7 protein-coding genes are annotated in these 14,482 nt (G+C 72.7%); 1 reads left to right on the top strand and 6 read right to left on the bottom strand.

Features of this window, described 5'->3' with window-relative positions; genetic code table 11:
- Window positions 1–96 precede the first annotated feature (96 nt).
- Together ACIBBD_RS12365 and ACIBBD_RS12360 are read right to left on the bottom strand one after the other, a co-directional pair.
- Window positions 97–2,337 carry a glycoside hydrolase family 9 protein gene (locus ACIBBD_RS12365; protein WP_399419287.1) on the bottom strand — a complete coding sequence of 747 codons (2,241 nt, stop codon included), beginning with the start codon at window positions 2,335–2,337 and terminating at the stop codon, window positions 97–99.
- Between the two features lie 179 nt (window positions 2,338–2,516).
- Window positions 2,517–5,603, bottom strand: a complete 3,087-nt coding sequence (locus ACIBBD_RS12360; RefSeq protein ID WP_399419286.1) for a glycoside hydrolase family 2 TIM barrel-domain containing protein — start codon at window positions 5,601–5,603, stop codon at window positions 2,517–2,519.
- A gap of 267 nt (window positions 5,604–5,870) precedes the next feature.
- On the opposite strand from ACIBBD_RS12360, the gene ACIBBD_RS12355 reads away from it, so the two are divergent.
- On the top strand, window positions 5,871–8,255 hold the full coding sequence (locus ACIBBD_RS12355; protein WP_399419285.1) for a SpoIIE family protein phosphatase: 2,385 nt from the start codon (window positions 5,871–5,873) through the stop codon (window positions 8,253–8,255).
- Window positions 8,256–8,364: 109 nt separating this feature from the next.
- Here the strand turns inward: ACIBBD_RS12355 and ACIBBD_RS12350 are convergent, their stop codons facing one another.
- From ACIBBD_RS12350 to ACIBBD_RS12335, 4 genes are all read right to left on the bottom strand, one after another.
- Window positions 8,365–10,338, bottom strand: a complete 1,974-nt coding sequence (locus ACIBBD_RS12350) for a ricin-type beta-trefoil lectin domain protein (protein WP_399419284.1) — start codon at window positions 10,336–10,338, stop codon at window positions 8,365–8,367.
- 465 nt (window positions 10,339–10,803) lie between these two features.
- Window positions 10,804–11,772, bottom strand: a complete 969-nt coding sequence (locus ACIBBD_RS12345) for an aldo/keto reductase (protein WP_399419283.1) — start codon at window positions 11,770–11,772, stop codon at window positions 10,804–10,806.
- Window positions 11,773–11,875: 103 nt separating this feature from the next.
- Window positions 11,876–12,403 (bottom strand): flavoprotein, encoded by a 528-nt coding sequence (locus tag ACIBBD_RS12340; protein WP_399419282.1) that lies wholly within the window; start codon window positions 12,401–12,403, stop codon window positions 11,876–11,878.
- A gap of 43 nt (window positions 12,404–12,446) precedes the next feature.
- Window positions 12,447–14,468: a M36 family metallopeptidase gene (locus tag ACIBBD_RS12335; RefSeq protein WP_399419280.1), complete on the bottom strand. Its 2,022-nt coding sequence runs from the start codon at window positions 14,466–14,468 to the stop codon at window positions 12,447–12,449.
- Window positions 14,469–14,482 lie beyond the last annotated feature (14 nt).

Genomic DNA, 14,482 nt, shown 5'->3' with positions numbered 1-14,482 from the left:
GTCAAGGTGACGGTGTGGCGGTACCGGACGGTGTCCGAGCGGTCACGTCGCCGATCGCTTCGCGACAGAATCGGACACCGTCCGGTCCAGGACGGTCTAACCCTGGTCCGCGACGAACGACGCCATCCGGGTCAGGGCGGAGTTCCAGTTGATGGTGTGCTCGTTCGTCGACCAGGACTGGATGTCGTCGATGTAGCAGAACTGGCCGACACAGCCCTGGAGTCTGCTCTGCGCCAGAGGGTCCTGGATGCTCGAGTTGGGACCGCCGGCCAACGTGCCCTTCGGCGGGTTCGGCTGGCTCGGGTCGAGCTGGTGGGCGTACCAGCGGGCGTGCTGGTTGCGGGAGTGGACCTCGCCGTAGCCGGTCACGTACGAGATGTTCAGCGCGTTGCGGCCGAGGACGTAGTCCATGCTCTGCACCGCGCCGTCCCGGTACTTCGAGGCGCCGGTGATGTCGTACGCGGTGGCGATCACGACCGCGTTGTGGAGGACCTGGTGGTTGGATCCCCAGTCGTAGACGTTGCCCGCGGGGGCGTAGGGCATGCCGTACGGGTGGGACGCGAGGGTCGCCAGGTAGCGGTCCGCGCCCTTGACGACCGACTGGCGCACCTTGTCCCGGCCGGGCAGCCTGCTCGGCACGGTGGCCAGGTCCAGCCGGGCCGCGGCCGCCGTCCTGGCCCAGTCGTAGCCGACGGGGACGAAGACGTCGGCGGTGTGCACCGGAGAGCCGAGGACGTGGTCCGCGAACGCCTTCTCACCCGTGCTCAGGTACAGCTCCGCCGCCGCCCAGTAGAACTCGTCGGTGACGTCGTTGTCGGCGTACGCCCCACCGCCGACGCCGTCGCTCTCCGAGGCGTACAGGTCGGGGTGGGCGAGCGCCGCCGACCAGGCCTTGCGAGCGGCGCTCAGCGCCTTCGCCGCGAAGCCCGCGTCGTACGGCCGGTACAGGCGCGCCGCCTGCGCGGCCGTCGCCGCCAGGTTGAGGGTCGCCGCGGTGGACGGCGGGTGCAGTTCGCGCTTCTGCGGGTCGTCGCTCGGCAGCAGGGGCAGCCCCGTCCACTGCTCGTCGTGGATCTTGTGGTGCGCCATGCCGGCCAGCGGCTGTCCCGCCGGCACCTGCATCTTCAGCAGGAACTCCAGCTCCCAGCGGACCTCGTCCAGCAGGTCCGGCACCTTGTTGCCGCTCTCCGGGATGGCGAGTGTTCCGTCGCCCAGCTTCTCCGCCTGGCCGGTGCGGGCCAGCAGTTCGCGTTCGTACGTGCTGAGCAGCTCCCACACCGAGATGCCGCCGTTGACGACGTACTTGCCGTGGTCGCCGGCGTCGTACCAGCCGCCGCTGACGTCCAGGGTGTAGGCGCACACACCGGGCTGGCAGGGGACGGCGGTGTCACCCTGGTTGGGGGCGACGCCGACGTGACCGGCGGCCCTGCCGTAGCCGGGGCGCAGGTCGTCGCGGATCGCGACGCCGCTGCGCTGCGTGTAGTAGTACTTGGCCGCATCCAGGCGCAGTCGCTCGTAGGCGGCCGTGCCGATGTCGAAGGGGCGGCTGGTCTCGCCGTCGGCGACCAGCGTGAGGCCGGTGCCGCGGGTGCGGTAGGCGCCGAAGTCGATGGAGTGGACGTTCTGCCCGGAGGAGGCGTCGACTCCGCGCGGCACGGTCCAGCCCCGCGCGACCCTCGCGCCGGCGGCGCTCCTCAGCTCCCAGGGCAGCCGCCCCGTGGCGTCGGTGACGAGGGTGGCGTTCTTGGGCCCGGCGGGCAGGTAGGCGACCTGGTTGACGCGGACCCGCGGCCCGGTGTCCGGCTCGTACACCTCCGGCGGCACCCCGCCCAGCAGGGACACGTCGTCGAGGCAGAACCGCCAGGGGTCCGCGCTGCCGCCGACCTGGAAGGCGACCTGGCCCTGCGTGGAGTCGACCGGCGAGGTGAAGGTGTAGGAGTACGAGTCCGCCGACTCCCCCAGGACGGGGGTCGCCTCCTGCCACGTCTCGTACGGCGAGACCGACTGGCCCACGATCGCCCGCACCGCGTGCCCCTCGGGCACACCGGACGCCTTGAAGGAGAACCGGTAGGTCTCCCCCTTGACCAGGGTGATGCCGTCCTGGCCGACGGCGGAGTCCCAGCGGTTGACGGTGCCGCCCGGCACGTCCGCGCACAGCCGGCCCTCGGCCGCGCCGGCGCCGACGTTGCTGGTCCACCAGCCGTCGGTGGTCGTGTCGAAAGTGCCGTTCCTGACCTGCTCGGTCTCCTCGGCCCCGGCCTGCTGCGCGGGCAGGGCGGTGAGCGCCGTGCCCAGCAGGGCCGCCAGGGGCAGCAGGGTGGTTCTGCGTCGTTTCACTGTCGCAACTCCTGGGCTCCTCGGGGGAGCGCACATTATGGGAGCGCTCCCAAAGACGGTCGCAGGACATGCTTGTTGCAGTCATGACACCCCGTCAACGGTCCGGACGGAACGGCTTGCGCCGCTCCCCCGCCCGGACCGTCGCGACGCGAGCGCCCCGAGACCCCACCGCCCGCGGGCTACGCCTCCAGCCTGCTGATCCGCAGGGCTCCGCGGACCTCACCCGGGTGACCGCTGGTCAGGGTGAGCCGCAGCCGGGACCCGCGGACGGCGTCGAAGGTGATCACGGTGGGCTCGTCCGAGGCCTCCGCCCAGTCGACGGCCGCCCCGGTGACCGGCGCGTACCGCTCGCCGTCCCAGACCGCGACCTCGACCGCCGCGGGCAGGCTGTGCGTGTCGCCGACGGTGAACGACACCTCCACCCGGTCGAGGGTCCGCGTCCGCCCCCAGTCCACCGACACCCAGTCGCGCGCCCGCGCCTGGCTGAAGGCGGGCAGCAGGGCGGTGGCCGCCTTGACGAACGCGTTGGACCAGCCGGTGGCCGGGTCGCCGTCCAGCATGGCGGCGGGCAGGGTGTCGGGGCGGCCGGAATAGCTGGCGTCCGCGTGGGGGACGTCGTGGGGCGCCGGACGGTCGGGCGCGAAGGCCGCCGCCGCCGTGGTCGCCACCTGGCGGGCCCGCGCGGTGCGCACGGTGGTGGACCCCCTGCGCAGGCCGTCCGCGCGCGCGGTCACCTTGAGCACGCCCGCCTCGGTGCCGGCGCGCACGATGGCGAGCGCCTTGCCGCAGAAGGCCGTCCGGGTGCTGGCCTGGTAGCGCTCGGCGCTCTCCTGCCGTCCGTTGTCGAGCCCGGCGAGGGAGCCGCCGCTCACCTCGAACGAGAGGAGGTGCTCGGCGTCGGGCACGACGACCCCGCGCGCGTCGACGACCTCGGCGGTGACGAAGACGAGCGAACGGCCGTCGGCCGGGAGGGAGGTGCGGTCCGGGGTGAGGCGGACGGCGTGCGGGGCTCCGGCGGTGCGCAGGACGTCGGTGGCGACCGTTCTGCCGTCCCGGCGGGCCACCGCCTCCAGCACGCCCGGCTCGTACGGCACCTTCCAGGTCAGGTGCAGCTTGCCCGCGCTGCCGTTGGGGCTGGTGTAGCTCCCGGGGTAGGGGCCGTCGGTGAAGGTCTTGTCGTCGCCGGTGGCCTCGGTGGTCTCCAGGTACTCCCGGCCGTCGAGGGTCTTCTTGGTGTCGAACCGCCGCACGCCCAGGGACCGCCCGTTGAGGAACAGCTCGACGGTGTCGACGTTGGAGTACGCCCACACCTCGACCGTGTCGCCCTTCTCGTGGTTCCAGGTCATCGGCAGCAGATGGACCATGGGCTCGCTGGTCCACTGGCTCTGGAACAGGTAGTACATGTCCTTCGGGAAACCGGCGGTGTCGACCGCGCCGAAGAAGGACGCCTTGACCGGGAAGACGTCGTACGGCGTGGGCTCCCCGATGTAGTCGATGCCCGACCACAGGAACTGTCCGGCGAACCATGCGCGGTCCCGGTCCTTCTTGTGGCCGTACTCGCCGCTCATGGTCCAGGAGGCGAGGTTGTTGTCGTACGAGGAGGTCGCGCGCCTGCCGGGGGTGTGGTTCTCACCGGTGTTGAGGCGCTCGGGCTCCTGGTACGTCCCGCGGGTCGAGGTCTCCGAGGACGACTCCGACTCGAAGAGGAAGAGGTGGGGGTAGGCCGCGTGCAGCTCGTCCACCGACCTGGCGGTGTTGTAGTTGAGGCCGAGCCCGTCGAGCTTGGCCAGCATCAGGTCGGCGGCGGACCCCTTCGCCGGGAGGCGGCGGTACTTGTCGGAGCCGATGACCAGCGGGCGGGTGTCGTCCGCGGCCCTGATCGCGGAGATGATCCGGTCGGCCATGGCGAGGCCGGCGGTGGAGGTGGAGTCCGGGACCTCGTTGCCGATGGACCACATCAGCACGGCGGGTGAGTTGCGGGCCGCGAGCACCATCTCGGTGGTGTCCCTCTCGCACCACTCGTCGAAGAACCGTCCGTAGTCGTACCGGTTCTTGCCGGTGCGCCAGCAGTCGAACGCCTCCACCAGCATCACGATGCCCAGCTCCTCGCAGACCTGGATCACCTCGGGCGCGGGCGGGTTGTGGGAGGTGCGCAGGGCGTTGACGCCCATCGACCGCATGATGGTCATCTGCCGCCGTATCGCGTCCAGGCTGACCGCCGCGCCGAGCGCGCCCAGGTCGTGGTGCAGGTCGACGCCCCTGATCTTGTGGTGGGTGCCGTTGAGGAAGAAGCCCTCGTCGGGGTCGAAGCGGAAGGTGCGGACGCCGAAGACGGTGCGGTGGGTGTCGGTGGTCCGGCCGCCGACGCGCAGCTCGGTGTGCAGGGTGTAGCGGTGCGGGGCGTCGACGTCCCACCTCCGCGGCCGCTTCAGGGTGAGTTCGTGCGTCTCGGTCGCCGTCCCGGTGACGGGGACCGTGGAGGACGTACGCGCCACCGTCCGGCCCGAGGGATCGGCGATCCGCGAGACCACCTCGACGTCCGCGCCCGCACCCGACGCGTTCACCACGGACGTCTCGACCCGGACGACGGCCCGCTCGGCGGAGACCTCGGGTGTGGTGACGTACGTGCCCCAGCGCGCCACGTGCACCGGTTCGGTGACGACGAGGCGGGCCTCCCGGTAGATGCCGCTGCCGGAGTACCAGCGGCTGCTCGGGAGGCGGTTGTGCACCTTGACCGCGAGCACGTTCTCGGTGGTGCCGTCGGTGTGCACCAGGTCGGTGAGGTCGAAGGCGAAGCCGGTGTAGCCGTAGGGGTGCCGGCCGACCTCGGTGCCGTTGCAGTGGACGTACGCGTCCATGTAGACACCGTCGAACTCGACCGAGATCCGCTTCCCGGCGAGGGCGGGCGGCAGGGTGAAGGCCAGGCGGTACCAGCCGAGGCCGCCGGGGAGGAACCCGGTGCCGCTGGTGGTGCCGAGCCCGGTGGTGGGGGTCTGCTCGATGCTCCAGTCGTGCGGGACCGCGACCTCACGCCAGGCGGAGTCGTCGTGACCGGGCGCGGCCGCGTCGGCGTACTGACCGGTCGGGTCGGTGATCCCGCCCGCGTTGACCAGCGCGAAGCGCCAGCCGTCGCGCAGCGCGACCGTACGGCGGCCCGGGGCGCCCGCGGCGATGTCGGCGGCCTGGGCCGCCGGGGTGGCGAGGAGTGCCCCGGCGGCCGGTGCGGCCGCGGAGGCGAGCAGGACAGACCGGCGAGTGACCGTCATGGCGGCTCTCCCTCATCAGGAACCAGAAGTACTCACAACTGATCGTCAGCAAACAGAATCTGACGTCGTGCCACTCCTGCCCGTCAAGGGTGCGTCGCGCCCTTCGGCCACCCGCACCCCGCCCATCCCACTTCGTCCGGGTCTCTCCCCCGATCGCCCGACGGGAGGGCCGGACGGGGTTGACCTCCGCTCCGGAGCCGCACGCACTAAGGTGGAACTCACGTGACCTGCCTGTTCACTGTGAGTGTCCGCGATGGAGTGGGGACGATGAGCCCGGACAACCCGTTCGACGACGCCTCGACGGCGCGGGCGGTCATCCACGAGGACGGCACGCTGACCCGGTGGAGCGAGGGCGCGCGCCACCTGCTGGGCTACGACTCCGCCGAGGTCGTCGGCCTGCCGGCCGCCGCTCTGCTGGCCGACGGCGGCGGGCGGCTCCCCGCCCCCGGCGAGAACCGCTGGAGCGGCACCCTCGCGCTGCGCCACCGCGACGGCCACACGGTCTCCGTGTGGGTGCTCGCCCACCGCAGACCGCCCGAGGACGGCGGGCCGGTCACCTGGCTCGCCGTGACCCCCCTGGTCAGCGGTTTCCCGGCGCCCGAGGACGACGAGCTGATACGGGCGGCCCTCACCCAGTCACCGTGCGCCACGATGATCTTCGACGACCGGCTGCGGCTGCGCGGGGTCAACGACGCCATGGCCCACCTGCTGCAACTGCCCTCCGCCCGCATCCGCGGCCTGCGCGCCAGCGACGTCGGCGCCCGGCCGCAGAACACGGAGATCGAGACGCACATGCGCCGGGTCCTCGCCACCGGCCAGGGCGAGGAGATGCAGACCGTCATGAAGGCCAGGGGCGAGGAGCGGGCGCACGCCTGGCTGGCCCGGGTCGCGCCGCTCACCGACCCGTCCGGCCGGGTCCGGGGCGTCTGCGTGACCGCCCACGACTTCACCGAGCACGTCCTCGCCAAGGAGCGGCTCCAGCTGGTCAACGAGGCGAGCGTGCGCATCGGCAGCACCCTCGACATCACACGGACGGCCCAGGAACTGGCCGAGGTGTGCGTGCCGACGCTGGCCGACTTCGTCAGCGTCGAGCTGCTCGACCCGCAGGAGCACGGCGGTGAGGCCGCCGGCCCGCTGACCGCACCCGTCCACCTGCGGCGGGTGGCCCACCACTCGGTCAACCCGGGCGCCCCGGAGGCCGTGGTCGAGCTGGGCCAGGCGGACGCCTACCCCGAGGTTTCCCCGCAGGCCACCTCCCTGCTCGCGGGCCGCACCATCGTGGCCCCGGTGCCGTCCGGCGACCTCGACCCCTGGCGCGCCTGGGACGAACGGCGGGTACGACGGGTGGAGGAGTACGGCGTCCACTCCACGATGTCCGTGCCGCTCCAGGCCCGCGGTGCCACCCTCGGGGTCGTCGTGTTCTCCCGCTCCCGGCGGCCGGAGCCCTTCTCGCCCGACGACGTGCTGCTGGCCGAGGAGGTCACCGCCCGCGCCGCGGTCTGCATCGACAACGCCCGCCGCTACTCCCGGGAGCGCGAGACCGCCCTGGCGCTCCAGCGCAGCCTGCTCCCCCGCAGCCTGCCGCGGACCGCCGCCGTCGACGCCGCCTCCCGGTACCTGCCGGCGGCCCGGGTGGGCGTGGGCGGCGACTGGTTCGACGTGATACCGCTGTCCGGGATGCGGGTCGCGATGGTGGTGGGGGACGTCGTCGGGCACGGCATCCAGGCCTCGGCCACCATGGGCCGGCTGCGCACCGCCGTGCGCACCCTCGCCGACATCGACCTCGCCCCCGACGAGCTGCTCACCCACCTCGACGACCTGGTCGTGCGGCTGTCGGAGGAGGCGGGCGGCGACGGCAGCAGTCCCGGCGAGGTCGGCGCGACGTGCCTGTACGCGGTGTACGACCCGGTGTCGCGGCGCTGCACCCTGGCCCGGGCCGGGCACCCGCCGCCCCTGCTGCTGGCGCCCGGCGGCACACCACGCCCGGTCGACCTGCCCGCCGGTCCCCCGCTGGGCCTGGGCGGTCTGCCCTTCGAGTCGGCCGAGCTGGAGCTCGCCGAGGGCTCGGTGCTCGCCTTCTACACCGACGGTCTGATCGCGTCCCGGACACAGGACGCGGACACCGGTCACCGGATGCTGAGCGACGCGCTGGCCGCGTACGCGGACTCCCTCGACGAGACCTGCGACCAGGTCCTGCACGCGCTGCTCCCCCAGGGGGGCGCCTCCGACGACGTGGCCCTGCTGCTGGCCCGCACCCGGGGGCTGCCCGCCTCGCAGGTCGCGACCTGGGACATCCCCGCCGACCCCGCGCTCGTCGCGCCGGTCCGCAAGCAGGTCGTCCAGCAGCTGGAGCGCTGGAACCTGGTCGAGGCGTCCTTCACAGCCGAGCTCGTGGTGAGCGAGCTGGTCACCAACGCCATCCGGTACGGCGCCCGCCCCATCCGGCTCCGGCTGATCCACGACGACACCACCCTGATCTGCGAGGTCTTCGACACCAGTCACACCGCCCCGCACCTGCGCCGGGCGAAGACCTGGGACGAGGGCGGCCGGGGGCTGCTGCTGGTCGCCCAGCTCACCCAGCGGTGGGGCAGCCGGCACACGACCGACGGGAAGACGATCTGGGCGGAGCTGGGGCTGCTCGAGCAGGAGTGAGCGTCCTTCGCCGGGGGCGGGCGCCGGTCGGCAGGCGGGTGACGCCGGTGGCCGCCGGCCCGGCGCACCGACCGGGCTCTTCGGCGCCCTCGCCGGTACCGGGCCCGGGTCAGCGGCGCGCGCCGTCGCGACCGCCGTATCCGGAACCGTGTCCCGATCCGCCGCCCGCGCCCGACGAGCCGTCCCAGGAGCAGGCGTACGGGTTGTCGTACGAGCAGGTGGTGGTGGAGGAGCCCGGCACGGAGGTCGTCGCCGTCGGCCGCGGGGTCGTCGGGGTGGCGGTCGGCGTCGGAGTGGGCGCGGGGGTCTTCGCGTACGTGGGCGCGGGCGTGGGCTCCGTGGTGACGTCGGCGCCCCAGTTGACGACCTGGAGCTGGGGGTCGGGCTGCGAGGTGTCGATCACCCAGCGCTGCACCGCGCCGTCGTCGCGGTTCTTCAGGACGACGGCGCCCGAACCGTCGGTGGCGGCGGGCGCGAGAGCGAGGTTCTGGTTGCCGCGCGGGACGAGCGTGCCCTGGAGGGTGAAGTCGTAGCGGACGTTCGTGGCGCCCTCCGTGCAGGGGGCCAGCCGCACCGAGTAGCCGAGCCGCGAGTCGAGGCACAGGTCGGGGTTGTCGGCGTTGCGCAGCAGCCCGTCCGGCTCGTACGACCACTGCTGCCCGGCCGCGGAGGAGCAGGCGGCGAGCTGGGACTCGGCACCCTGGACGGCCTTGCCGCCGGCGATCCCGACGCACAGCCCCGAGGCGACGTTGTGCAGGCGGCCGCGCAGGGTGCCCTGGGCCTTCTCGTCCGCGCCGATCAGGGACGGCGCGCCGGTCGCCGTGTCCGTGGCCGGGCCCGGCTTCTGCCCGGCCTTCTCGCCGGCGCCCGGTGCGGCCCCGTCGTCGGCGCCGAGGACGGACCAGACGACGAGCGGGAGGACGATCAGCCCGCTGACGGTGAGGACGGCGGCGGCGCCGCGGCGGCGGGAGCGCCGGGCCGCCTTCCGGGCGAGGCGCGACCGGGGGCGGGGGGCGGTGGTGGCGTGAGGACCGGTGGTGGCGTGAGGACCGGTGGCGGGGTGGCCGTCGGGGGCGGGCAGCGGTCCGAGGCCGGTGGCCGCTTCGGCGCCGGGGCCCGAGTCCGTGCCGGGAGGTGGGGCCGCCCCGGTGCCGGGTGCGGTCGGCGGGGCCTCGGCCGCGAACGGCTCGTCGGTGAACGCCTCGCCCGCCATCACCGGGCGCGGCACCTCGGGCTCGTGGGCGGGCGCTTCGGAACCGCCCATTCTGACCGCCAAGTACGCCGCGGCGCCCCAGCCCAGCACGCCCTCGGCGAGCGCGGCGCCGAAGTGCGCGTCGAACTGGCTCAACTGGTCGGCGGTGTGCGCGCAGTGACGGCACCGGTCCAGGTGGGCGCGGAGATCGGGGTCGACGTCGACACCGCCGCGGCGGCAGGTGACGTCGAGGAGCCGGTCGTAGCGGTGGCACTCCTCGTCGACGGCGAGTTCGCGGTGGAGCTGCAGGCACTCCTCGCGCAGCCGTTCGCGGGCGCGGCGCAGTTCGACGCGGGCGCCCTCCTCCTCCAGGCCGAGCAGGCCGGCCGGGACCGCGAGGGGTTCGGCCTCGACGTCGGTGTGCCACAGCAGGCAGCGGGCGTTCTGGGGGAGCCGCTGGAACGCCCGGGACAGCAGCCGCCGGTGCGGGGGCGGGAGCAGCCGGGCGGCCAGGCGCTCGGTGTCGCCCTCGGTGGAGCGCAGCTCGGGGTGGAGCAGGTCCCGGCGGCCGTCGGAGTCCCACTCCGCGGCGATCCGGCGCACGGTGACCAGCAGATGGGGGCGCCAGGCGGCGGTCGGCCCGTTCTGCCGCAGGGTCTCCCCGAAGAGCCGGGTGAACGCCGCCGTGGTGAGCATCCCGGCCGCACGCTCCCCGTCGGCGCACAGCCGCGCGTAGGCGAAGGCCGCCTCCCAGTGCCGGTCCAGCAGTTCACCGACGGGGTGCAGCGCGGGCGACGCTCCCGTCCAGTTCTTCAGCTCGGCGCTGAGCTGCTGGTCCGTCACCTCGAAGCGGCGCGCCGAAGGGGAATTCGACAGGCCTGCGTCTTTCACGGCTGCATTCCTCCCGGGGACATGCGGCATTGCGTCCATTCCAGCGGGTATGTGTCCCCGGCGTCTGGGCGACGGGGATCCTTTCGCACAGGGTTCGGCACCTACGTCCGTACGGCGCGGCTCTTTTGAAGCGTGGGGGGTTTGCGGACGGGTGATGCCTCGTGCGCACAGAAGAGAAAATCTTGTCCGTGCGCCGACAAGGCACACCTTCGCACAGGCGGACCAGGCGGAACAAGCGGTCCCCCGGTTTCGTGCTTTACGAACTCATGACGTGGCTTTGACGACATGTCAACAGGGAGCCCCATGGGTTCGTCACGGGTTCTCCCTTCGGGACGGTCCCTGTATTGGTGTCCCTTTTCGGGGGGCAATTGCGGCGCGCATTCCGTCCCGGTACGCGCCGGGCGGCATCCCGTAGCGGGCCCTGAACACCCGTGAGAAGTGGACGGTGCCGGCGCACCCGGCTCGTCAGTGGCCGGCGATCGGGTGCGGGGTGTAGGGCCGCTCCAGCTCCTCCAGTTCCCTGTCGCTGAGCGTGAGGCCGACGGCCGCCACCGCGTCCTCGAGGTGCCGGGGCTTCGACGCGCCGATGATCGGGGCCGTCACCGTGTCCTGGTGCAGCAGCCAGGCCAGGGCCACCTGGGCGCGGGGGACACCGCGGTCGTCCGCGATGCGGGTGACGGCCTCGACGACGGTGCGGTCGCTCTCCAGGTAGAGGCGGCTGCCGAAGTCGTCCTGGGCGCTGCGCCCGGTGACGGTGCCCCAGTCGCGGGTGAGGCGGCCGCGGGCCAGAGGGCTCCAGGGCAGGACGCCGACGCCCTGGTCGGCGCAGAACGGGAGCATCTCGCGTTCCTCCTCGCGGTAGAGGAGGTTGTAGTGGTTCTGCATGGACACGAACCTGGTCCAGCCGTGCCGCTCGGCGGCGTACTGCATCTTGGCGAACTGCCAGGCGTACATCGAACTCGCCCCGATGTAACGCACCTTGCCCGCCTTCACGAGGTCGTGCAGTGCCTCCATCGTCTCCTCGACCGGGGTGTGCGGGTCGAAGCGGTGGATCTGGTAGAGGTCGACGTGGTCGGTGCCGAGGCGGGCGAGGCTGTGGTCGATCTCGGCGAGGATCGCCTTGCGGGACAGTCCGCCGCCGTTGGGACCGGGCCGCATCCGGCCGTGCACCTTCGTGGCCAGCACGATCTCGTCGCGGCGGGCGAAGTCGCGCAGCGCCTTGCCGACGATCTCCTCACTGGTGCCGTCGGAGTAGACGTTGGCGGTGTCGAAGAAGTTGACGCCGGCGTCCAGCGCCTGCCGGATGAGCGGACGTGACGCCTCCTCGTCGAGGGTCCACTCGTGCACGCCCCGGTCGGGAAGGCCGTAGGTCATGCAGCCCAGACAGATCCGCGACACGTCCAGACCCGTCGAGCCGAGCTTCACGTACTGCATCGTCGCCGCTCCTGACGTCGGTGTGGGGTACCGGGGGGAGCCTACGTCGTCGTCCGCGCGCGGTGCCCTCCCGTGCGGGAGGCCCGCGGCAGCGCGCCGGACGTCATCGGGCGGCCCGGTCCAGCAGGTCCAGCGCCTCCTCCCACGCGAACTCCTCGCCGTCCGCGCCCGCGTACGGAGGGCCGAACCGCACGCCCGTCGCGCGCAGCCGTGTCAGGCTCTCCTGGTAGGCGGGGTGGGCGGCGAGGGCGTCGGCCACGCAGGGCAGGACGGCGATGGGAACACCGAGGCCGGACACCTCGCACAGGGTGCCCAGGGCCAGGGTGTCGGCGATCCCGGCCGCCCACTTGTTGATCGTGTTGAAGGTGGCCGGGGCGACGACGACCGCGTCGGGCTCCGGGAAGGGCCGCGGGTCGCCCGGGCGTCGCCAGGCGGAGCGGATCGGGCGGCCGGTCTGCGCCTCGACGGCGGCGGTGTCGAAGAAGCCGTCCATCGCGAGGGGTGTGGCGATGACGCCGACGTGCCACTCCCGCTCCTGCGCGGCGTTGATCAGCCTGCCGACGTCCGCGGCGATGCCGGCGGCGCAGACGACGACGTAGAGGAAGGGGGGCTTCTCGCCTCGTTCGGTCACGCCCGGCACCCTACTCAAGGGCGCCGGGCGTGGTCGTGCGAGGTCAGTCCTCGTGTCCCTCGGGCGGCAGCCGGGTGCCGGCCCGGCACCCCCGCAGGGACGCGTTCGGGCAGAAGGCGTCGAAGCCCAGGCCGAAGCGGGCGAAGGCCTCCCAGGCCGCACGCCGGACCGCGGGGTACTCGGCCTCGGTGACCTTGTCGCCCGCGAGGTCCCTCAGGGCTCGCAGGATCGCGTCGCGGGAGACGAGCAGGGTCGGGTTCTTCGGGGTGAGCTTCAGTCCGTCGACGACGGCCTGCCAGACGACGCGGTAGCCACGCTGCTTGTCGTCGAGCGCCGAGCTGATCCGGCGGGTCATGTCCATGAGCGCGGCGCACCAGATCTCGCCCACGTTGTGGATCTTCGTGTAGTCGAGTCCGTCCGGCAGCTCCCCCGGGCCCTTGCCGATGTCACCGAAGCCGCCCGGGTACTGGTCGTCGTACGGCCGCTGGCGGATGCCCCGGTCGTTGTCGACGACCCAGTTGCCGACGACGGTGCGTTCCCGGTCCTGGAAGAAGTTGCGGGTGGTCAGCGCGAAGAAGTCCGACCACCCCTCCCCCATCGCCCTGGACTGGAGTTCGCGCAGCCCGTTGGCGTCGTGCAGGCCGCCGACGAGCCGGTTGGTCACCCCGTGCACGAACTCGTGGAAGACGACGTCCGCGTCGTTGGCGGTGTGCCGGCCGGAGCGGGCGACCAGACCCATGTTCATCACCGCCGCCGAGCCGTCGGCGGGGGTGGCCATGTTGGCCGTGCCGATGACCGGGCCGGGGTGGGCGAAGGCGTGGACCGGGTCGGCGCCCCTGCCCAGTCCCGTGACGTTGACGGTCTGGAAGTTGCCGTGCTCCTCCGTGAAGTCGAGCGTCACGAAGAAGTCGTGCATGTAGTTGCAGAAGAAGAAGATGTTGGTGACGAACTGCTCCGGGGTGTCGGGCGCCGGGTCGAACACGCCGTTGCCCTCCGGGTCGACGTCGATCTCGACGCTGCGGCGGGTGGCCCCGTCCACGGCCAGCACGTTGTTGCCGGCGGTCGCCACGTGCCCGTCCGTCCGTGTGGTCCAGTCACCGGGGAACCCGGGCAACGGCTTCGGCAGCGGTTCGGTCGGGTAGTCGCTCAGCGGCAGCGGGAAGGGGGCCCGGTCGAAGGGGCTCTCGGCCGGGTTGCGCCGGAACACCCGTCCCGCGATGACATGGCTGGTCAGGTCCTGGAAGTAGAGGATCTGGGGCGTCGCCGGGTCCGCCGTGCGGTCGTCGGCCTCCACGAGCGCGTGGTACTGCGCGGCCCCCTGGTCCCGGGAGAAGCTGAACGACCAGGCGAGCCGGACCTCGTCGCCCATGTAGAGGTAGACCAGCCGGGTGGGGATCGCCTCGTCGAAGGGGCCCTGGTCGAAGGTCATCGGCTGGGCGTTGCCCGCCTGGTGGGTCAGGCGGGAGAAGCCGGCCGAGACGTCCAGGGCGGGCAGTTCGTCGGTGCCGAACGGGCCTTCGACCGTCCTCGCCTCGGCGGCCTTCGCCGCGGCAGCGGTCAGCGCCGCCTCGGGCGGCACCGCCGGCATCGTGGGCACGTCCACCCCCACGCTCGCCGTGTCGCCGACGACCCGGTCCACCGTGCCGTCCTCGCGCAGCCACACCTTGGGGGCCATGCCCCAGACCTCGATGCCGTTGAGCGTCTGCTGGAGACTGACCACGCGCAGGCCCCGGCTCGTGGCCATCACCTTCGGGTCGGCCTCGAACTCGGCGGGCTCACCGGAGGCGAACCCGATCGCCTGCGCGACGGAGGCGACGTACTCCTTGGCCCGGGCGATGTACTGGCCGTCCGGGCGGCCGTCGCGCGCCTCCTCGAGGGCGGGCGCGCCCTCCACGCGGAGCTCGGTCAGGTGCCCGGTGAAGCGGTTCACCTTGCTGCCCTCGGCGATGAGGGTGTGGTGCACCGATTCCGCGACCCGCGCCGTCTCGTCGAGGAACGCGCCGGCGCCCGCGACCTCGGTCAGCCGGTCGTACTCCAGGTTCCGCTTGTCGATCAACTGTGTCATGACGGATGCTCCTG

Source organism: Streptomyces sp. NPDC051315 (genome assembly GCF_044455165.1).
In the GTDB taxonomy this organism is placed as follows: Bacteria; Actinomycetota; Actinomycetes; order Streptomycetales; family Streptomycetaceae; genus Streptomyces.
The sequence above is the reverse complement of the archived record's forward strand: the minus strand, read 5'-3'. Positions and strand labels throughout refer to the sequence as shown.

Excerpts from the sequence above, each read along its gene's own strand:
- ACIBBD_RS12360 (WP_399419286.1), bottom strand. The coding sequence starts at position 5,603 with ATGACGGTCACTCGCCGGTCTGTCCTGCTCGCCTCCGCGGCCGCACCG.
- ACIBBD_RS12345 (WP_399419283.1), bottom strand. The coding sequence starts at position 11,772 with ATGCAGTACGTGAAGCTCGGCTCGACGGGTCTGGACGTGTCGCGGATC.
- ACIBBD_RS12355 (WP_399419285.1), top strand. The coding sequence starts at position 5,871 with ATGAGCCCGGACAACCCGTTCGACGACGCCTCGACGGCGCGGGCGGTC.
- ACIBBD_RS12335 (WP_399419280.1), bottom strand. The coding sequence starts at position 14,468 with ATGACACAGTTGATCGACAAGCGGAACCTGGAGTACGACCGGCTGACC.